General features: G+C 45.0%; 21 protein-coding genes. 9 read left to right on the top strand and 12 right to left on the bottom strand.

All coding sequences use genetic code 11. The annotated features are described in order from the left end of the window. Positions 1-138: 138 nt before the first annotated feature. The 8 genes from hycI to FAI41_03675 form a co-directional block, all read right to left on the bottom strand. Positions 139-609 carry a hydrogenase maturation peptidase HycI gene (hycI, locus tag FAI41_03710; GenBank protein QCE32758.1) on the bottom strand — a complete coding sequence of 157 codons (471 nt, stop codon included), beginning with the start codon at positions 607-609 and terminating at the stop codon, positions 139-141. Continuing rightward, positions 602-1,018, bottom strand: coding sequence for a formate hydrogenlyase maturation protein HycH (gene hycH / locus FAI41_03705; GenBank protein ID QCE32757.1), 417 nt, complete (start codon positions 1,016-1,018; stop codon positions 602-604). The genes hycI and hycH overlap by 8 nt, the downstream gene beginning before the upstream one ends. Then, positions 1,015-1,839: an NADH-quinone oxidoreductase subunit NuoB gene (nuoB, locus tag FAI41_03700; protein QCE32756.1), complete on the bottom strand. Its 825-nt coding sequence runs from the start codon at positions 1,837-1,839 to the stop codon at positions 1,015-1,017. Before nuoB ends, hycH begins: the two co-directional genes overlap by 4 nt. After that, positions 1,839-2,384 carry a 4Fe-4S dicluster domain-containing protein gene (locus tag FAI41_03695; GenBank protein ID QCE32755.1) on the bottom strand — a complete coding sequence of 182 codons (546 nt, stop codon included), beginning with the start codon at positions 2,382-2,384 and terminating at the stop codon, positions 1,839-1,841. Before FAI41_03695 ends, nuoB begins: the two co-directional genes overlap by 1 nt. A 12-nt stretch (positions 2,385-2,396) precedes the next feature. Further along, the gene (locus FAI41_03690) at positions 2,397-4,097 is read right to left on the bottom strand and encodes a hydrogenase large subunit (protein QCE33781.1); all 1,701 of its coding nucleotides are present in this window, start codon (positions 4,095-4,097) and stop codon (positions 2,397-2,399) included. A gap of 22 nt (positions 4,098-4,119) precedes the next feature. After that, a complete protein-coding gene (locus FAI41_03685; GenBank protein QCE33780.1) occupies positions 4,120-5,094 on the bottom strand; it encodes a hydrogenase 3 membrane subunit in 975 nt (324 codons plus the stop codon). Between the two features lie 178 nt (positions 5,095-5,272). Next, positions 5,273-7,144, bottom strand: a complete 1,872-nt coding sequence (locus FAI41_03680; protein ID QCE32754.1) for a proton-conducting membrane transporter — start codon at positions 7,142-7,144, stop codon at positions 5,273-5,275. Continuing rightward, complete coding sequence (locus tag FAI41_03675; GenBank protein QCE32753.1) at positions 7,141-7,758, bottom strand: 4Fe-4S dicluster domain-containing protein; 618 nt, start codon at positions 7,756-7,758, stop codon at positions 7,141-7,143. The genes FAI41_03680 and FAI41_03675 overlap by 4 nt, the downstream gene beginning before the upstream one ends. A 528-nt stretch (positions 7,759-8,286) precedes the next feature. Between FAI41_03675 and hypA the strand changes: the two genes are divergently transcribed. From hypA to hypE, 6 genes are all read left to right on the top strand, one after another. Continuing rightward, positions 8,287-8,631 carry a hydrogenase maturation nickel metallochaperone HypA gene (gene hypA / locus FAI41_03670; GenBank protein ID QCE32752.1) on the top strand — a complete coding sequence of 115 codons (345 nt, stop codon included), beginning with the start codon at positions 8,287-8,289 and terminating at the stop codon, positions 8,629-8,631. A gap of 28 nt (positions 8,632-8,659) precedes the next feature. Next, entirely contained in the window at positions 8,660-8,953 is a 294-nt protein-coding gene (locus tag FAI41_03665; protein QCE32751.1) for a hypothetical protein, read from the top strand. Positions 8,954-8,968: 15 nt separating this feature from the next. Further along, positions 8,969-9,715, top strand: a complete 747-nt coding sequence (gene hypB, locus FAI41_03660) for a hydrogenase nickel incorporation protein HypB (GenBank protein QCE32750.1) — start codon at positions 8,969-8,971, stop codon at positions 9,713-9,715. Further along, positions 9,706-9,984 carry a HypC/HybG/HupF family hydrogenase formation chaperone gene (hypC, locus tag FAI41_03655; GenBank protein QCE33779.1) on the top strand — a complete coding sequence of 93 codons (279 nt, stop codon included), beginning with the start codon at positions 9,706-9,708 and terminating at the stop codon, positions 9,982-9,984. The genes hypB and hypC overlap by 10 nt, the downstream gene beginning before the upstream one ends. Before the next feature lie 15 nt (positions 9,985-9,999). Continuing rightward, positions 10,000-11,127 carry a hydrogenase formation protein HypD gene (gene hypD, locus FAI41_03650; GenBank protein ID QCE33778.1) on the top strand — a complete coding sequence of 376 codons (1,128 nt, stop codon included), beginning with the start codon at positions 10,000-10,002 and terminating at the stop codon, positions 11,125-11,127. A gap of 154 nt (positions 11,128-11,281) precedes the next feature. Next, on the top strand, positions 11,282-12,304 hold the full coding sequence (gene hypE / locus FAI41_03645; GenBank protein QCE32749.1) for a hydrogenase expression/formation protein HypE: 1,023 nt from the start codon (positions 11,282-11,284) through the stop codon (positions 12,302-12,304). Positions 12,305-12,675: 371 nt separating this feature from the next. Here hypE and FAI41_03640 read toward each other — a convergent pair whose 3' ends face one another. The 4 genes from FAI41_03640 to FAI41_03625 form a co-directional block, all read right to left on the bottom strand. Beyond that, a complete protein-coding gene (locus FAI41_03640; GenBank protein QCE32748.1) occupies positions 12,676-13,179 on the bottom strand; it encodes an RloB domain-containing protein in 504 nt (167 codons plus the stop codon). Between the two features lie 2 nt (positions 13,180-13,181). Then, positions 13,182-14,327, bottom strand: a complete 1,146-nt coding sequence (locus FAI41_03635) for an ATP-binding protein (protein ID QCE32747.1) — start codon at positions 14,325-14,327, stop codon at positions 13,182-13,184. A 97-nt stretch (positions 14,328-14,424) separates the two neighbouring features. Further along, positions 14,425-14,727 carry a hypothetical protein gene (locus FAI41_03630; protein ID QCE32746.1) on the bottom strand — a complete coding sequence of 101 codons (303 nt, stop codon included), beginning with the start codon at positions 14,725-14,727 and terminating at the stop codon, positions 14,425-14,427. A 33-nt stretch (positions 14,728-14,760) separates the two neighbouring features. Beyond that, entirely contained in the window at positions 14,761-15,627 is an 867-nt protein-coding gene (locus FAI41_03625) for a hypothetical protein (protein ID QCE32745.1), read from the bottom strand. 254 nt (positions 15,628-15,881) lie between these two features. Here FAI41_03625 and FAI41_03620 point away from each other — a divergent pair, with 254 nt between their 5' ends. The 3 genes from FAI41_03620 to FAI41_03610 all read left to right on the top strand — a co-directional run bounded on the left by FAI41_03620 (position 15,882) and on the right by FAI41_03610 (position 17,529). Beyond that, positions 15,882-16,148, top strand: a complete 267-nt coding sequence (locus tag FAI41_03620; GenBank protein QCE32744.1) for a hypothetical protein — start codon at positions 15,882-15,884, stop codon at positions 16,146-16,148. A 144-nt stretch (positions 16,149-16,292) separates the two neighbouring features. Then, on the top strand, positions 16,293-17,057 hold the full coding sequence (locus FAI41_03615) for an EcsC family protein (GenBank protein QCE32743.1): 765 nt from the start codon (positions 16,293-16,295) through the stop codon (positions 17,055-17,057). A gap of 280 nt (positions 17,058-17,337) precedes the next feature. Next, entirely contained in the window at positions 17,338-17,529 is a 192-nt protein-coding gene (locus FAI41_03610) for a hypothetical protein (protein QCE32742.1), read from the top strand. Positions 17,530-17,720 lie beyond the last annotated feature (191 nt).

The following is a 17,720-nucleotide window of genomic DNA, read 5'->3' as shown; positions in this document are numbered from 1 at the left end:
AGTCTACATGCCAACTATTTAATACCTCTTCTAGATAGAAGGGTAAGCATTGAAAAACAAGAGAATCTACATCTTCTTTCAGAGATGGGGATCTATTGTTGTAAATATACATCTATAGCATAAAGAGGCGGCTGATCCTCACGAAGAAGCAAGAACCAGCTTTTCGTAATGGCCGTTATTCTCCCATTTGGAGAGGCGCTGGTGGAGCACTTCAACGGCCTTTTTAACAGGTTCTGAAACAGGTTCGTAAAAGGCAACAGCAGTAGGTTGAATACCGATAAAGGTAATATCCTGCACCGCCTCTCGAAGCTGTTCGATCAGAAAGGTCAGGGGGAGATTATGAGTCGTCGCCATAAACATTTCTGCGATATCTTTTTCATCAATAATGCGAGTCTCTCCAGGGGGAAGGCCCATCTGAGTTGCATCGACAATGACAAGTTTCTCAGGCTTTAGCTCTTTGACGTAGTAAATTTCATTTTCAGGCGCTGCGCCCCCGTCAATGATTTCCCATCCATCTGGCTTGTTGGCTTCACAAAGTTCTGCCAAAAGCGGGCCTGCGCCGTCATCGCCCATCATGCAATTTCCGACACAGAGTAAAACATTAACCATTTTGTCTCCGAACCATTAGATAAATAGCAGGTTCTGCTTCAATCATTCCTAAAAGCTCAATGAGTTTTTCACTCCAGCCTTTTTCCGCTTCACTCATTTTGTCGAGGGCACGGTCAAGTGCCAGCGCCAAAAGATGTGTATGGGTGCTATCAATCGTAATTTCCCCAAATTTGAGGAGTCCTTCAAACTTCTGGCGGGCTTTTTTGCCTTCCGGTAGTTTTTCAATCCAGCCTTTATAGTCGGAAAGAGGGATTGAAAGTCTTTCATCAAGACAATCGATCACCCCAATGTGGTGACCGATCGCAAGCGTATAATAAATCAACTGTTGTGCTTTAGGACCAGCTTTCTTTTCCTGCACAAATTTGCGGCCCAGGGCGTAAAATACGACCCGAGCCGGTTGGGTTGTCATAAACGGTACTCTCCGTTTTGTGCACGCTCAAAAATGACCATGAGATGGCCCATAATATCGCCGAGGCGTGGATCAGCTTCTTGTTCTAAATAAGCTGCAATACGTTGCTCAAATGATTTTGGACTATTCTCACTCGCAATCTGCATGAATTTATCTGCAATTTGCTTGCCATAACGGTAACCTGCGAGACGGCGTGCTTCACGTTCGAGCAAGACTCGCAAAGCTTGCGGGAATTCAGGATGTTGAAGCTGAGCCCCATTCAGATTTTGGGTCTCATCGTCATGTTTGCCTTTAAGCTTTTGATCAAGCATCCCCAAAGCCAATGCAAAACCATAGATAAAGGCGGCAGGTGTTGGCGGGCATCCAGGAATGTAGAGATCAATCGGAACAATCTTATTCAAACCACCCCAAACGCAGTATAGATCATGGAAAATACCCCCTGAAATGGCGCAAGCGCCATAAGATAGGCAGATTTTTGGATCTGGTGCCGCATTATAAGCACGAAGTGCAGGCACACGTGTTGCACGTGTTAAGGCACCACTAAAGGCCAAAATGTCAGCATGCTGCGGAGAGGCCGCGAGTTTGATACCGAAACGTTCAGCATCAAACATCGGGGTGATGGTTGAGAAAAACTCAATTTCGCACCCGTTACAGCTTCCACAATCCACACGATAAACATAAGCAGAACGGCGAATGCTTTTAAGCAAAACCGATTTTAGCTTTTCCATGCTCTGATCAAGGGTGATCGGTGTAGGCAAGCCGTTTTCATCACGAGGCCCAACAAGATGCTGGGAGCTCGCACTGGTCAATATCTGAGTCATTACTTGCCCTCCAAAGTTGGGATAAAGGCATCAATTTTCACAAGGTGAGCTGGAAGCAGATCATTTTGCTGCTTGCAATCGGTGCAGGTTTCAAACTGATCGCGCCGTTTTTCTCTTTCCTCTCCTTCGAAGCCGAGAATGTCCATTGCATACTCGATTTCTTTTTGAGAGGCGTAAGGGGCACCGCACTGAACGCAACGACAGATTTTGAAATCCGCCTTTTCAACAAGGTCTTCTTTTTTCCAAACAGCCATTTCGAAATTTTCGGAAAGACGGATAGCCCCTGTTGGGCAAACTTCCTCACAGCGTGCGCAGAAAATGCAGCGCCCTGTGTCAAAAGCCCATGTCATGACATCACGTGATTCGTGAATTTCGATTGTCAGCGCATTTGCTGGGCAAGCATTGGTACATGCCGCACAGCAGATGCATTGATTGGATTTATAGTCGGGTTTCCCTCTGAAGTTGGGGACAACTTCAAAAGGTTTTTCCGGATAATGGGTTGTAACAGCCTTTTTCGTAAAGGTGTCTTTAATCAGTTTCAGCATGAGGGACTCCGCTTAGAAAGGCTTATTTTTACGATCAATAGCGTAACGCTCGATCTCTTTATAAGGCACTGTCACTGAACTGTTTTTACGCACATCAACGATGGTCATACGGTCAGTACAGGAGTAGCAAGGATCAAGGCTAGCAACGATCAATGGCGCATCTGCAACGGTGTTTCCACGTAACATATAACGCAAGGTTGGCCAGTTGGAGTAGGTTGCCGCACGGCATCTCCAGCGGAACAATTTTTGATTATCCCCTGTCATTGCCCAGTGAACATTTTCACCACGAGGTGCTTCGGTGTAACCCAATGCAAATTTATGTGGTTTGTAGGTAAAGCCTTCAAGCAGGATATCGCCGTTAGGCATATTATCCAAGCCGAATTCAATCTGGTCAAAGGAGTTCAAAACCTCACGAATACGCACTTTGACACGTGCATAGACGTCACAGCCATCTTCAACCATGATTTCAACAGGGAGCTTTCTGTAGCTGAGAACATCGTGGTTTACACGAACATCTCTTGCCCAGCCACTGCCACGCATCATAGGGCCAACGTTACTGTAGTCACGGGCAACCTGTTTATCCAAGATACCGATGCCTTTTGTACGCTGTTCGATGTTGGAGGTGCTCATAATGATATCTAAAATATCATTAAGCTCCTTACGCATCAGGCGGATGAGGCGGATAGTTTCGAGGCGTTCTTCTTTAAGAATATCACGACGGACACCGCCAATGAGATTCATACAGTAGGTTTTACGGCCACCTGTTAAGATAACAGCCATTTTCATGGCATGCTCACGAATGGTGAAGACCTTCATAAAGCCGACATGGAAACCGACGTTATGGCAGGCTAGTCCCACATTCAATAAGTTGGAATGCAGACGTTCCACCTCAAGGAGAATGGTACGGATCATCTGTGCACGTTCCGGCACAGGAAGCCCCATCGCATTTTCAACAGCCGTACAATAACCGACACTATGGGTCATGCCGCAAATACCGCAAACACGGTCAGCAAGCATGCTCACCTCGTTGTAACCCATGCGGGTTTCAGCAAGTTTTTCCATGCCACGGTGAACGTAGAAGAGACGGTAATCCGCATCAACAATGTTCTCGCCATCAACGAAAAGACGGAAATGTCCAGGTTCGTCAGAAGTGATATGGTAAGGGCCGATTGGCACAATGTTGGATTTTTCGCTTGCCGTGCTACGGAATTCGTAGGTTTCCTGATCGGAAACAGGGGCAGGGCGCTGACGGTAATCCATCGCATCTTTACGTAATGGATAGAGTCCATCTGGCCAATCATCTGGTAGAACCAAACGGCGCTCATCTGGCAGGCCGACAGGGACCAAGCCATACATGTCACGCAATTCACGCTCACCCCAAACAGCGGCAGGAACTTTCATTGTGACGGAAGGGAATTCCAAAGAAACGGGATCCACTTCTGTTCTGACTGTGAGCCAGCATGGATCGTCATCTTCAAAAGAGATGACGTAATAAATGGCATAGTTACCGCAAAGCGTGCGCTCGTCATTCCCAAAAAGAACAGGAAGCCAGCCGCCTTGTTTATAATAGAGAGATTCCACAACATCTGGCAGAGCGTTGACTTTTACATCAACAGTAAGCTGTGTTTCTGTTTGCCATTCAACACCGAGGATGGCAGAGGGAAAATCTTCCCTCAACCGGTCAACATGTGTTTGGCCTTTACGTATATTCATCATTATTGCCTCTGTAATTTAATTAAGACCAAGTGGGGTAGATGACTAACCAAGATACCAGCGCCAGGAAGGCCAAGCTGAAACCGGTGAGTGTAATACGGTTCGCAAAGATAAAGCGGACACGTGCAGCACCATTGGATAGAAGGGCAATCAAAATGGATGCGATCAGAAGTTTACCAAAGGCAGCCACACACGCAATTGCAAGGGCTGGTAAGGTAAGTTCGGTGGCGGCTCCAAAAGGAAGAAACACACCGATAAACATCTGAAGAACAACGATCTGTTTAAGATTCATTCCCCATTTGATAATGCCAAAATCGGCACCTGAATATTCTGTTAAAGGACCTTCTTGAAGTTCCTGCTCCGCCTCTGCCAAGTCGAAAGGCACGGCACCGGATTCAATTGCTGTTGCAAAAGCGCAGGCTAAGCCGCCGATGACCAAAGGAAGCCAGAGATGGTGTTCAAGGTGATGTGGCAGATCAAAAACATTCTGCGCAATGGCACCAAGCTGTGTAGAGCCGGCAACCAAGGCGGCGATCCAAAGACCGAGGAACAGAATAGGCTCAACCAAGACACCGAGGACACCCTCACGGGCGGCACCGATCATGGCAAAGGGGCTACCTGTATCCAGGCCTGAAAGGATAAAGATAAAACGTGCCAATGCAAAAATATAGATCAAAGTAATCATATCCCCAATGGCAGGCATTGGTGAAGCAATCGTAATGACCGGTATAGCGCAAGCGGCAACAAGCATAATCCCAAAGAAGAGATAAGGCATTGCTTTAAAGGCAAAACCCGTTGTCAATGGCGCAAGACGTGGACGTTTTAAGAGTTTAAAGATCTCATGATAAGGGCCAAAAACCCCACTGAGTTCAATAGAGGCTCCCGACATGCGTGTCGTGATAAGCCCGGCAACCCCGACAAAGAAAGGTGCAAGCAAAAGAAGGAACAAAGCTTGCACAATTCCTAAAACCATAGAGGAATGCAGGTGGAGTGTCATCAGGTCAGTCAGATCATTTTGAACGCCATGGGGCAGGCTTTGAAAGCCGTTATGCAACCCGTGATGCACATCATGAGAGACGGTGTGAGAAAGATTATCAGCGACATGCTCGACATGATGCGTTTCATTCAACGCTTCATTTTCTAAGGCCGTAAGTTTTTCAGTCATAAAATTCTCCTTAGGCGAAAGCGATGGCAATGATTAAAAGCGCAGCAAGCCCGACAGCTGCAATCCCACGACAGGCAGCAACAAATGTTTTGCCATGAAAGTGGTTTTTAAGCGGCTGAGGAAAGGCATGACGCACAGCGTAGAAAGGTGCAAACATGACGCGCAATGGCTGAGCGATACTGGTTGCATTGATGTTCATGGCTTTGTCATAATCATAACCGCAAGACCATGCTGTTCCGCTGACACGACGTGGTGGGCGGTGTCCTTGGTACAAAGCGGCCAAAAGAAGCGGCAAAATTGGCAAGGCAAGGAGCAAAATCGTCAAGAGAGGTGCAGAAACAAGTGCTGATCCAATCCCATGCTCTTGAACAGGAAGACCTGCAATTCTGGCAATCGTTGGAATGACCCAAGGAGAGACCAAGCCAAAGACAATACAGAGAAGTGCCGGAATGAAAGCAGACAATGTTTGGAAACATCCTCCAGCAGCAACATGCTCTGCCGCATCGGAACGTGCCGCACCTAAAAAGGCAACACCAAACACTTTACTTGCACACATCACAGCTAAAGCACCGGTCACAGCAAGAACCACAGCAATTAATGGCCCAAACAGATGTGCAACGAAGCTAGGTGCCGCACTGAAGTGGAAAAGACCTTGATAGACCATCCATTCACTGACGAAACCGTTTAGCGGTGGTAGGGCGGACATAGCACCTAAAGCAATCAAAATGGCAATGGCTGTGACAGGCATTTTACGTGCAAGGCCACCCATTTTTTCAATATCTTTAAGACCTGTTCTTTCTTCAACCGTACCCGCACCGAGCAGAAGGGCAGCCCCAAAAAGGGAATGGTTGAAAATTTGGAAGAGAGCACCGATGATCCCGAAAGCCAGCAATAAAGGTAATTGCAAGGAAATACCGGCCATCGCCGCACCAATGCCAAGGAGGATGATGCCGGAGCTTTCTAAGCTGTGATAGCTTAAAAGGCGACGAAGATCATGTTCTTGGAGGGCATAAAGACCACCGAAGAAGGCTGTAACGGCACCGAGGAGAAGAACAAGAACACCCCACCAGAGCGGAGGCACACCCAAAAGATCTAATCCGAAAAGCAAAATCCCAAAGAGACCCGCTTTCATCAAGCTTGATGAAAACAGCATTGCAGAAGCCGGAGAAGCAGAGCTATGGGATTGTGGTGCCCAGCCATGTAATGGGAACATGCCGGAGAAGACACCCAAGCCAAATAAAGCAAGCAAGAAAATTTCCGTACGCACATGCTCAGAGAGGTGAGCGGCACGAATGGCATCAAATTGCAGGCTATGGACATGCGCATTTAAAATCAGAAAGGCAACGCCGAGAAGCGCAATACCGAACTGGGTAAGTAAAAGGATATTTTGTCCTGCTTTTTCAGCTTTGTCACCTTCATTACGAACCGTAAGGAAATAAGCGGAAAGTGCAGAAATTTCCAAGCCAACAAGGAAGGAAAGCGCGTCACTGGAAAGAACGGTCGCACTCAAAGCGGCAAGCAACATATTGCCAAAGAAGGCTTCCCAAGCAGAAACGCCGGTTTCTTTGTTGCCCAAGGCACCAATATTATAGATGGCAGCCCAGATACCGCTCAGCATCACAACTAAGAGGAAGAAAGCGTGCAGGCCGCTGACTTCAATTTGAAAATGCAGATGTGGCAGTGTGGCAAAAAGTTTTGGTGCAAAGAGCATTTCGCTCGCAGAGAGCACGCCGATTGCGGAGAAAAGAAGTGTCCCTAAAGCAACCACAGGGCGCATGGGTTTAAAGGAGGATAAAAGTCCACCAACAATCGCACAGGCGGCAAAGCCGAGCAACACAACCGTCAATAGAGACAAAGGATCAGCGAAGATACCTGTGATCATTTGTGAGTCTCCTTCACAGATTCGGAGGCGTGGTCAAAGGGTGAGAAAGTGCCGAATTCCAGTGCCGTGCTCAGGCGTTTCTCTGCATTGATCTTGAGCAGATCCATTGGGTCAACCAAGCGGATGGCTTTGGTCGGGCAATGACGGATGCAAGAAGGGCCAAGAGGGGTGAAATGGCAAAGATCGCATTTGACGGCGACTTTGCGGACAATAGGATTCCAGTCCAAAAACGGTGCGACAGGTGTCGGATCTTTGGGGGATGGAAGTGCCATATTTGTGTCATGGTGTTTTGGCACATGGTAGGGATGGCTCCCCCCCATATCAATGGCACCGAATGGGCAGGCAATTCCGCACAGTTTGCAACTGACGCAGAGGCTCTCATTGAGAATGATAGAGTCCCCTGTATGCTTAATTGCATTGACGGGACAGACCTCTGCACATGGCGCATCTTCGCAATGATGACACGTGACAGGGGCGGATTGTTTGGTATCACGCTTGACCTTTAGGCGCGGTGTATCGTCTAACCCAACGGCACGATGCTCTTCAGAGCAGCTCGCCATGCAGGTATCGCATCCGATACAGAGCTTAGGATCCGCAATAATAAAATGGTTCATGCACACTCCTTAGTTTGTTATCCGAAAGAGAGACATCCGCTTTTGAAGGGTGTGAGGGTAATTGCTCCTAAAGCACATCATGCCATGCGGCAAAAAGCATTAGTGCTGAGAGCACCTCATTTCCTAAAATGCAAAACGGTGCGTCTTCTATCGAATATACCTTCGGGGTAACCGCTTAAAATGTGAGCTGCTACCTAGCTTTAAAAAATTCTTGAAATTTTTTGTCTTCTTATCCCTACTCTCTCTTTTGAGGGAATTAAACTGTGAGAAGGACTTTTAGACGCTAAAATAGCCTTCCTTTTTCTAAAAAACATCTATTGTGCTTAAAAAACAACAATAGTCTCTTTTGCGTATGATTTTTATATAAAAACGTCATACAAAAGGGCGCTGGGCAGAGATATTGTGTTTTACTCTCTCTCATATTCTAAGGGCATAAAGTCGAAAATGGCTTGAAGTACATATCTATAGGGCGCATATTTAGGCATGATTTATGTTATAACTTATTAAATTAATTGGTTAGGAGCCCGTATGCACGAGCTGACATTATGCGAGTCAACGCTGGAAATTATCCAGAAAAGAGCGCAAGAACATCAGGCAGAACGTATTACGGGCCTATGGTTAGAGATTGGTGCTTTCTCCTGTATTGAATCCGAGGCTTTAAAATTTTGTTTTGACATGGTGTGTCAGGGCACAATGGCTCAGGGCTGTAAATTACATTTAATTGAGGAAAAAGCGGAAACTTGGTGTCGAGATTGCCAAGAGGAAATAGAGCTTTTGATTCCAAAAGTTCTGGTCTGCCCAAAATGCGAGGGACGTAATCTTCGTGTGAAGGCGGAAGATGGTGTACAAATAAAACGATTGGAAATCGAGTAGGATTTCAAACATTTTAGGAGAGTTTATTATGTGTGCGACTTGCGGATGCGGTGAAGGTGAAGTGACAATTGAGGGGCGTGAGCACGCTCATCCCCATACCCATGAACATACGCATGGCCATGAGCATCATGGGGAACATGCCCATCAGCATGAGGGGGAAGAGGCTTCTCATCATCATGTGCATATTCATACCCATGGCGGTTTGCCAGAAGGTGTTCAGATTCATATCCACACGCATGGGGATCATTTCCATGCGCATGGTGAGAATCTTTCTCAAGATGCCAAAAGACATCTTGAAGACGAAGCACACCACCACAGATAAGGGTTTCTGTTAAAAATGTTAGACGGTCAGCAAGGTATCCCTGTCGGGGAGAAAGAGGATTTACATTTTGGTTTGGGGGAGGCCGGGACACATGCGCCCGGTATTACCCAGCGCCGAATGCTTGAGATTGAGACAAAAGTGCTTGCAAAAAATGATGCGATTGCTGAAAAGAATCGTGCCTATTTTAAAGCACAAAATATTCTTGCGTTAAATTTGGTTTCCAGTCCGGGTTCAGGGAAAACAACTTTGCTGACCGAAACACTTCTTAAATTGCGGCATAAGCATCCTTGTGCCGTGGTTGAGGGAGATCAGCAGACCACCAATGATGCGGAGCGTATTCGTGCTACGGGTGTTTCTGCTATACAGGTCAACACCGGTAAGGGATGTCATTTGGATGCCCAAATGGTGTTAGAAGCCTCGGATCGGCTGGATCTTAAAAAGGATTCCCTGCTTTTTATTGAAAATGTCGGTAATCTCGTCTGCCCTGCAAGTTTTGATTTGGGGGAACATTGTAAAATTGCGGTACTTTCCACAACAGAAGGCGAAGATAAGCCCTTAAAATATCCACATATGTTTGCGGCTTCACGGTTGATGATTTTAAACAAAATAGACCTTTTACCTTATTTGGATTTTGATTTAGAGGCCTGCATTGCCAATGCAAGAAAAGTTAATCCTAAGATTGAGGTATTAACCGTTTCCGCCCTTAAAGGTGAGGGCATGGATCAATGGATTTCTTGGCTGGAGAAAGAATTATGTGCATAGGGATTCCTGGACAGATTGTAGAACTTGACCCCAACGATCCCGAAAATGCGTGGGCGGAAGTCTCAGGGGTTCGCCGTGAGGTTAATATTGCGCTTGTCCGTAAGGAAGGTGAGGATGATAAGCAACTCATTGGCATATGGGTGCTGATCCATGTTGGTTTTGCCTTAAGCCGTATGGAAGAGGATGAGGCTAAAGATGTGCTTGCAGGGTTGCAGGAAATGGGTGAAGTTGAAGAGGACGCAGCGCTTTTTCTTGCCGGTAGGATTTAATTCCGCATGTCTTCAATGGCCTTTATTGATGAATTTAGAGATCCCAAGCTCGTAACGAGCCTTTTGGGCAAAATTCGTGCGCAAATGAAAAAACTTCCGGCCTTTACCCAAGAAAAACCTCTGCAGGTCATGGAAGTTTGCGGTGGGCATACGCATGCGATTTTCCGTTTTGGGCTGGATAAGCTCCTCCCTAAAGAAATTGAATTTATTCACGGCCCCGGCTGTCCTGTTTGCGTCCTGCCGATGGGGCGGATTGATGCCTGTTCTGAAATTGCAGCGCATAAAGATGTTATTTTTTGCACTTTTGGCGATGCGGTTCGTGTGCCGGGAAAAAATGGCTCTTTACTTCAGGCCAGAGAGCAGGGGGCTGAAATTCGGGTCGTTTACTCTCCCTTAGATGCGCTGACTTTGGCGCAGCGGAATCCTAAAAAACAAGTTGTTTTTTTTGCACTTGGCTTTGAAACAACGATGCCGGTGACGGCAGTGACTCTTCAGCAGGCAAAGAAACTTGGTCTGAAGAATTTCACGATTTTTTGTCAGCATATCACAATTATTCCGACCCTTAGGGCGCTCTTAGAACAGAAAAATGTCCATATTGATGGTTTTTTAGCACCGGGGCATGTGAGTATGGTCATTGGCTCTGATCCTTACGAATTTATCGCTGAAAAATACCAAAAACCGATGGTGGTCACAGGGTTTGAGCCGGTCGATATTCTCAAAGCTCTTTCGATGTTGTTAGATCAATTTATTGAAAATCGTTGTGTGATTGAAAATGAATATGGCAGAGTCGTGCCAAAAGAAGGCAATAAGCTCGCCCAAAAAGCCATTGAGGAAGTCTTTAAACTCGGCGGTGGCAGTGAGTGGCGGGGACTTGGTGTCATTGAAGATTCCGGTATTTCTCTAACCGAGGAATATCAGGAATTTGATGCCGAGCGTCGTTTTAATCCCAAAGAACAACAGGCCGCCGATGATCCCCGTGCCCGTTGCGGTGAGGTTTTAACAGGGCAGTGCAAACCAAAGGATTGTCCGCTCTTTGCAACGGAATGTAATCCGGAAAATGCGTTTGGGGCGTTGATGGTGTCGTCAGAGGGGGCATGTGCAGCCTTTTATCAATATCGTCGTTCTGAGGGCGTACCTGATTAAGGAGAAACATGCACGATTAAATCTGTGAGGGAAAATTCATGAGCCCATAAGGTCACTAAAATTTTCCTTCTCAATTTAACCGCACCTCTTCCCGCCTTTCTCAGGCACGCTTTAGATGTGTGCTTAAGTGAAATTATTTATTTAGAGTTAAAAAATGATGAAAAAAGAAAAAGTAATTACCATGGCGCATGGCAGTGGCGGAGCCGCAATGGGGCAGCTCCTAGAAGAACTTTTTCTGCCTTCATTCTCAAATCCAAAACTTGACCAGCGAGAGGATCAGGCCCGTCTGCCGATTGCAGAACTCTCTAAATCAGGGGATCGCTTGGCCTTTACGACCGACAGCTATGTGATTGATCCCATTACTTTTCCGGGCGGTGATATTGGCAAATTAGCTGTTTGTGGAACGGCTAATGATCTTTCTGTCGGCGGTGCGGTTCCTCGCTTTCTTTCCTGCGGCTTTATTCTTGAGGAAGGACTGCCTTTTAGCGTCTTAAAACAAATTGTTACCTCGATGGCGGAAACGGCAAAAAAAGCAGGTATTGAGATTGTGACGGGGGATACAAAAGTCGTTCAAAAAGGGGCGGCGGATAAGATTTTTATCAATACGGCTGGTATTGGCGTGATTCCAAACGCTCTCGACTGGTCAGCCGATAAAATTCAAAAAGGCGACTTTCTCATTGTCAGCGGAACACTCGGCGATCATGGCGCAACGATTTTAAATCTCCGTGAAAATCTCGGCATGTCTTTGGCTGTCACCAGCGATTGTGCTGTTTTAGAACCTCTTATCGCTGCTTTGCGTGACATTAAAGGCATTCGTGCGATGCGGGACGCCACACGAGGGGGTGTGAATGCCATTCTGCATGAATTTGCCAAAGCCTCAAAGCAGGGCATTGAGGTCGAAGAAAACCTCCTGCCTGTTAAAGCGCCCGTGCGTGGCATTTGTGAGTTGCTTGGGCTTGATCCCATTAATTTTGCCAATGAGGGGAAGGTCGTGCTGGCGGTTTCTCCAGAAGCCAAAGAGGAAGTTCTCTCGGCGCTCAAAGCCCATCCACTCGGCAAAGATTCCGCCATTATTGGTCAAGTCACGGGCGAGGGGAGTGTCAGGCTCAAAGGCGCTTATGGGGTGACACGGATTCTTGACTTGCCGCATGCGGAACCGCTTCCCCGCATCTGCTGAGCATCCTCTAATAGCCATATCGCACAGGCGCAGCTTACCTCGGTCGGGTCATTATCTCTCTGATAACTCCGCCTCCCTCGGTTACGTTTAACCTGCACTCTATGGCCATTATACTTGCTCAGTTTTGAAGTAGCATTAAAGACAGCTATATGTTTTTTACACTGTGATGCTCAGCTTATTATCCATTAGATAATCGCCTGCGCTTCTCGTTAAAAAACCTCTTTCTGTTTTTTCCTGCTTAAAAGATTTCTAGAGGCAGGAAATATGCACGATTAAATTTGTGAGGGAAAATTCATGAACCATCAGTTCACTAAAATTTTTCTTCTCGATTTAAAAACACCTCTTTCTGCATCTCTGAAGATCAGCTCTTTTCATAGGGGGGCTTTTTCCCAGAAAGATTCTAGGAGAGGGCAGTTTAGAAGCTTTTCTTTTGTAAGATTGCAGGGTAGTAGGTTTCCCCACCAATTTAAATGTTGCGCTTCTGTGCCAAAATGATTTTGAAAAGATTCTTTGGCATCTTCGTGCGCTGAAATTGGATGATTGTCGCAAGCTAAGAGGACATTTTCTAAACGGGGATCACAGGTCATAAGAATGATATTTTCAGCTTGGAAATCTTCTTCCATCCCTTTATAGGCTCGATCTAAATCTAAAAGCGCAAAAATATGACGGTAAGGTGCTTTCTGCTTGCTGCGTTTTTCTTGTTTTGCTCTTTCTAAAATACGTTTGGCAGGGCTTCGCCCTCCGCCAGCTTTAACAATTGTTAGTGCAATATGTTTCGGTAAAAATGCAGAATCAGAAAAATCATTCGCTAAGAAGGTAAAGAAATTTTGCTCTGCGCTTCCCTCAACAACGATAAGCCAGGCTTCTTTTGCCATGATTAATTGGCTTGGTCGGCAGGGCGACCGATGCGGGGGACACCGCCATAGATTTTTTGGAGATAGGCCGCACGGAAACTCTGGCTTTCATCAAGATGCTTATCATCATCTAAGCGCCAAAGGCGGGTGGCCTGATGTCTTTTTTCTGTGAGGAATATATTATATTCCCCGACTTCATCCATAATATCGGGCAGATGGCTGGTGCAAATAAGCTGGGCTTTATGCGGATTTGTTTCCGGATCGTTAAAAAGCTCAAGAAGGCGAAAAACAGCTAGAGGGTGAAGTTTTTCTTCAATTTCATCAGCCAGTAAAATACCGCCTTTATTCAGGATATTCTGAAGCATAAACATAACGCTTAAAAGATGCGCCGTTCCGTCAGATTCTGAATGCCATAAGAGCTTTTTAACTTCTCCTGTTGGAAGTCGATGATGTGCAAAAAGCGCATGTTTTTCTTCTTTTCCAGGGATTTCCTGAAAAGAAATATCACTGATGCCAAGATCTAAATCAGAAATCAGCTTAAAAGCTTGTTTTAGTTTGGGTATGTCCTTTTCTTGGACGGCATTGGGTTTAGAGCCATCAAAATAGCATAAAGCAAAGTTAAATAAGGAATGGATGTCTTCTAAATGGCCATAGGAGGCGGCAAAGGAAAGTAAAGACGCGTTGCGTCGCAAGTTTCGAAAAGGAAGGCTTTCGAGTTGCTCCGAGACGATTTGATTTTTTTCTTCACGTTTAAAAATTTCTTCATTGTTAATTTCTAGTTTTTCAAAAAGAATAGCTTCGTTGGTAAAAGAAATTTCATATTCAACTTTGTGGCCATTTGGTCTTAAAAATTCAACGCTCATTTTGGTTGGTTTATCTTGCCCAAACCAAGAAAAATTAGGAAAATTTTCATCCGCTTTTACTTCTGTCTGGGAGGCGTAAGCGATAAAACTCAAAGATTTAAGAGCTGATAAAATAGTGCTTTTCCCAGCGCCATTTGCGCCGTAAAGGACGGCTAAAGTGGCAATATCTGGATAATGCTGCGAATTCTCTTCTGTGGCTGGTACGGCCCAGCCATGTAAATCCGCCTGTTCTGGATCTACATTTAAATCCAGCACCTGCTTTTCATTGATGGAAGAAAAATTTTCAATCGTGAATTTGCTGAGCATCGGATAATTTCAAAAAAAGAATAAAGAGAGATTAAGATAGTAAGCTGTAAAAAACATTTAGAAAAGTGGGGAGCCATTTTCCTTTATGATGGGAGATTCATTTAGTGCTTTCACATTCTCGCTGCACCGCTTGGACAAAGAAATGTTTATAAAATTCAGAGGCTGCACTTTTGATGGCGGAGCGGGTTTGGATTTGCACGTCACCAACAGGGACATATCCCATCTGGGCAGCAATTTCGACTTTAACCGCTAGCGTATCGAGTTCCGCCGCGCCTATATAATGGCGATCCCACGGAAAAGAGAGGTCTTTATACGTTGTTTCAATGATCTCTTGACTACCCGTATAGCCTTTATTGGTAAGAGATTGGATAAGATCATTTAAGGAAATACTTGCGGTCATTGAGGCTGTTTCTTTCCATCTTTTAAAGGAACTTTAAGAAGGGTGGTGGTGTGGCCCTTTGAGGGGATGCTGTGCCGAGGGATTGAGCATATTGCTGGCATATTGGGTGACAGAGTGGCTAAAGATTGGTTTATAATAAAATATTGCCCCAATCAGCGCCAGGAGGGCAATGAATTTAAAGCGAAACCCGAAAAGGGACTTCTTTTGTTTCCGAGATTTCTTCTTAAAGAAGAAGCCGGATCGGGTTGAACTTGTTTTGGCACGTCGCTTTTGTTCTTTTTGACGTTTTTTTTCTTTCGCTTTTGCGGCTTTGAATTTCTTGCGCTCTTTGTCCCGTTTTTTCTTTTGCTCTTTTTCTTTTTTACGGCGTTCTTTCAGGGCAATTTTTTGCTTTTTAATCTCTTGTTTTTTGAGGGCGGCGGAAATGGTCTCATAGCCCATGAGGTCATTTGGTTTAAGATTGGCACCGCTCTCGGCATATTGATCGATTAAAAAACGGGTTTTTTTAAAGAATTCATCATTTTTATTCCCCGTAATCAGCGTGCCGGATTCTGCATTTCGCTCAAAAGCACTTTTGGTAAAATTCGTACTGCCCTCGATGCAGGCCGCATATTTCCCTTTTTGAAAATAATAGATTTTTGGATGAAAGGTACCTGTTGCCTTTCCGAGTGCCAGATTATGCTTGCCGTAAAAGCCTAAAAAGGCGGGGTCTGTGCCATTAAAATCCATGCCGACAACAAGTTTTTTGATTTTTTTTGCATTGGCACGCAGGGCAAGCTCTACTTCATGGCCGGCTTGTGCCCATGCAACAGCGACCCGAATTTCTTGGGATTCCTGAATGAGTTGTAAAATTTCGGTTTTAATTTCGCCGGGTAAAAGCCGTCTAATTTTGGGGGACATGAGGGGATAAAGTTCAATATTAAATTTAAATGAGACCAAAACGTAAGGATATGATTCTCTACATAAAGAAAAAAGCTTAGAAATATAAGCTTTTTCAAGGAGAGAGAGTGTTTTATTTTCTCCTCAATTCAAAAATTTTGAACCTTGCCCCATTGACGGAATCTTTTAAAAGAGATGAGGTAGGCTCGAAAACAAGAGTCTTTTCAAAACTTAAAGATTTTTGCGTAAATTTAATCCAATTTTAGGAGATTGAAATGTCTAATCCGTCAACAAAAGGTGTCGTGAGAGCTGTTGAACAACAATCAGGTTTGTCCGATCAAGAACGTACGGAAGCCATTGAAAAAATTTATGGTCAGGAAGGTGTTGAACTCGGCGAAGAAGGTGAAAAAACTTTTGCTGAACGCGCACAGTTTGATAAAGAAAACCCAAATGCTTCCATGATTTCCAAAATGGTTGGCGAAGAAAATGCTGAACATGAGTTGGCGCGTTCAACACCAGACACAAAAGCAGACAATATTTAAGTTTTCTGCATCGAAGGTTCGCAGAGGGAGACCCTCTGCGATCTTCAAAATAATCCTGTTGGCAATATCTGATATAGCGCTCTCAATAAGATGCCAAAAGATAATCCAACCTCTCTTAACGGAAATTATCTTTAAGAACATTGAATGTTACCGCATCCCTTTTCTCAGAAATGCTCTCCCCGTACGTCTAAAATTTTTAGAAAAATACAGAAAAAACATCATCAGAATACAGAGACTCTGATCAATCGAATGCTCGAATGGGCTTATGAGAGAGCCGTTAATGGCTTAGGCTTTATGCGGAGCGTCGAGGTGCTCGCCCAGGATCATTTAGCCCGCCACAACCAAGACGAGCAAAAAGCCGCAAATGCTTTGCTCTTCCGTCAAGGTTCAAAGGCAGCTTTGAATGGTTTTTGCATGAATTTTGGTGGGATTGTCGCTTTGCCGGTGACGTTACCTTTAGGGATTTTAATTGGCCTCTATATTCAGTTGCGCATGATTACCGTAATGGCGGTGATCGGCGGCTATGATGTCCATGATCCTAGGGTAAAAACGCTTTGCTACGTTTGTTTAGCTGGAAATAATGCTAAAAAAATCTTTCAAAGTGCCGGTCTGAAAGCCGGCGGAAAATTCACGGCCTCTATGATGTCTCATTATATGACGGGTGATGTGATTAAGATCTTGCATAAGGCGCTGGGTGCACAGGCCATCGCTCATTTTAGTCCCGTTGGTTTAGCCGGTTCAGCAGGGGCTGTTAGTTTTGGACGTTTTCTGCCGGTGGCAGGGGGATTTATCAGTGCCGGATGGACAAGCTTTATGACGCGTCAGATTGGCAAAGTCGCACGGGAAATTTTTGTCGAACTTCCTTTGGAGCACAAGCAGCAGGAAGAGATTTCGATTAGTCAGAACTAAGAATATTAAAAGGAAAATTCATAACAAAATCGAAAACATGCTGGAAAATATAGTGAAACATTCGGTTCCTTTTCATGAAAGACTAGAAATAGATTCACCTGCTCTTGCAATATATTCAAGTCTAAAATGAAAAATCTTTTGAAAAGATGAAAAATGCTTGCACTTTTGTTCATTTTGGAGATTAGATGAGGAGGAACAGGGGACAGGAGAGAATGCGATTGCAAGACATTCTGTACCCTAACTTTTATAAAGATTAAAAGCTTAATGAAGGGAATAAAAAATGACAAAAACATACGCAGAGAGAAAAGAAGTCCCTGTCACAAAAACAACTTTTGATCCTGTCGCTGATCCGCAAAATCACAGCACAGCAACAGATGAAAAAGATTTTGGTGTTCGTGGAATCGAAGATAAACTTGTTGAGAAATCTGAAAATCCAGCAACAGAGATTCCTTCCCGTCCATTGGATCGCTAAATCAGTGCTCTCTTGTTAATGCATAGAAAAGGGGGTCGTTTGGCCTCCTTTTTTATGAGTCTTCAAGGTCACTAAAGAAATATTTCTACGCTTTGGCTTGTTTTCCTTGGGGAAATCAAGCAATTCTGGGCGGTCTCAGAGACATCTTTGGAGCTTTCAAACTTTTCGATCCGTTGGAAAAAGGGAAAGGC

The organism is Acetobacteraceae bacterium, from assembly GCA_004843165.1.
Taxonomy (GTDB): domain Bacteria; phylum Pseudomonadota; class Alphaproteobacteria; order Acetobacterales; family Acetobacteraceae.
The sequence above is the reverse complement of the archived record's forward strand: the minus strand, read 5'-3'. Positions and strand labels throughout refer to the sequence as shown.

Excerpts from the sequence above, each read along its gene's own strand:
- FAI41_03615 (QCE32743.1), top strand. The coding sequence starts at position 16,293 with ATGTTACCGCATCCCTTTTCTCAGAAATGCTCTCCCCGTACGTCTAAA.
- FAI41_03690 (QCE33781.1), bottom strand. The coding sequence starts at position 4,097 with ATGAATATACGTAAAGGCCAAACACATGTTGACCGGTTGAGGGAAGAT.
- FAI41_03635 (QCE32747.1), bottom strand. The coding sequence starts at position 14,327 with ATGCTCAGCAAATTCACGATTGAAAATTTTTCTTCCATCAATGAAAAG.
- FAI41_03695 (QCE32755.1), bottom strand. The coding sequence starts at position 2,384 with ATGCTGAAACTGATTAAAGACACCTTTACGAAAAAGGCTGTTACAACC.
- hypB (QCE32750.1), top strand. The coding sequence starts at position 8,969 with ATGTTAGACGGTCAGCAAGGTATCCCTGTCGGGGAGAAAGAGGATTTA.
- FAI41_03640 (QCE32748.1), bottom strand. The coding sequence starts at position 13,179 with ATGGCAAAAGAAGCCTGGCTTATCGTTGTTGAGGGAAGCGCAGAGCAA.
- hypE (QCE32749.1), top strand. The coding sequence starts at position 11,282 with ATGATGAAAAAAGAAAAAGTAATTACCATGGCGCATGGCAGTGGCGGA.
- hypC (QCE33779.1), top strand. The coding sequence starts at position 9,706 with ATGTGCATAGGGATTCCTGGACAGATTGTAGAACTTGACCCCAACGAT.
- hycI (QCE32758.1), bottom strand. The coding sequence starts at position 609 with ATGGTTAATGTTTTACTCTGTGTCGGAAATTGCATGATGGGCGATGAC.
- hypA (QCE32752.1), top strand. The coding sequence starts at position 8,287 with ATGCACGAGCTGACATTATGCGAGTCAACGCTGGAAATTATCCAGAAA.
- FAI41_03620 (QCE32744.1), top strand. The coding sequence starts at position 15,882 with ATGTCTAATCCGTCAACAAAAGGTGTCGTGAGAGCTGTTGAACAACAA.
- FAI41_03625 (QCE32745.1), bottom strand. The coding sequence starts at position 15,627 with ATGTCCCCCAAAATTAGACGGCTTTTACCCGGCGAAATTAAAACCGAA.
- FAI41_03675 (QCE32753.1), bottom strand. The coding sequence starts at position 7,758 with ATGAACCATTTTATTATTGCGGATCCTAAGCTCTGTATCGGATGCGAT.
- FAI41_03610 (QCE32742.1), top strand. The coding sequence starts at position 17,338 with ATGACAAAAACATACGCAGAGAGAAAAGAAGTCCCTGTCACAAAAACA.
- FAI41_03630 (QCE32746.1), bottom strand. The coding sequence starts at position 14,727 with ATGACCGCAAGTATTTCCTTAAATGATCTTATCCAATCTCTTACCAAT.
- FAI41_03680 (QCE32754.1), bottom strand. The coding sequence starts at position 7,144 with ATGATCACAGGTATCTTCGCTGATCCTTTGTCTCTATTGACGGTTGTG.
- hycH (QCE32757.1), bottom strand. The coding sequence starts at position 1,018 with ATGACAACCCAACCGGCTCGGGTCGTATTTTACGCCCTGGGCCGCAAA.
- nuoB (QCE32756.1), bottom strand. The coding sequence starts at position 1,839 with ATGACTCAGATATTGACCAGTGCGAGCTCCCAGCATCTTGTTGGGCCT.
- FAI41_03665 (QCE32751.1), top strand. The coding sequence starts at position 8,660 with ATGTGTGCGACTTGCGGATGCGGTGAAGGTGAAGTGACAATTGAGGGG.
- hypD (QCE33778.1), top strand. The coding sequence starts at position 10,000 with ATGGCCTTTATTGATGAATTTAGAGATCCCAAGCTCGTAACGAGCCTT.
- FAI41_03685 (QCE33780.1), bottom strand. The coding sequence starts at position 5,094 with ATGACACTCCACCTGCATTCCTCTATGGTTTTAGGAATTGTGCAAGCT.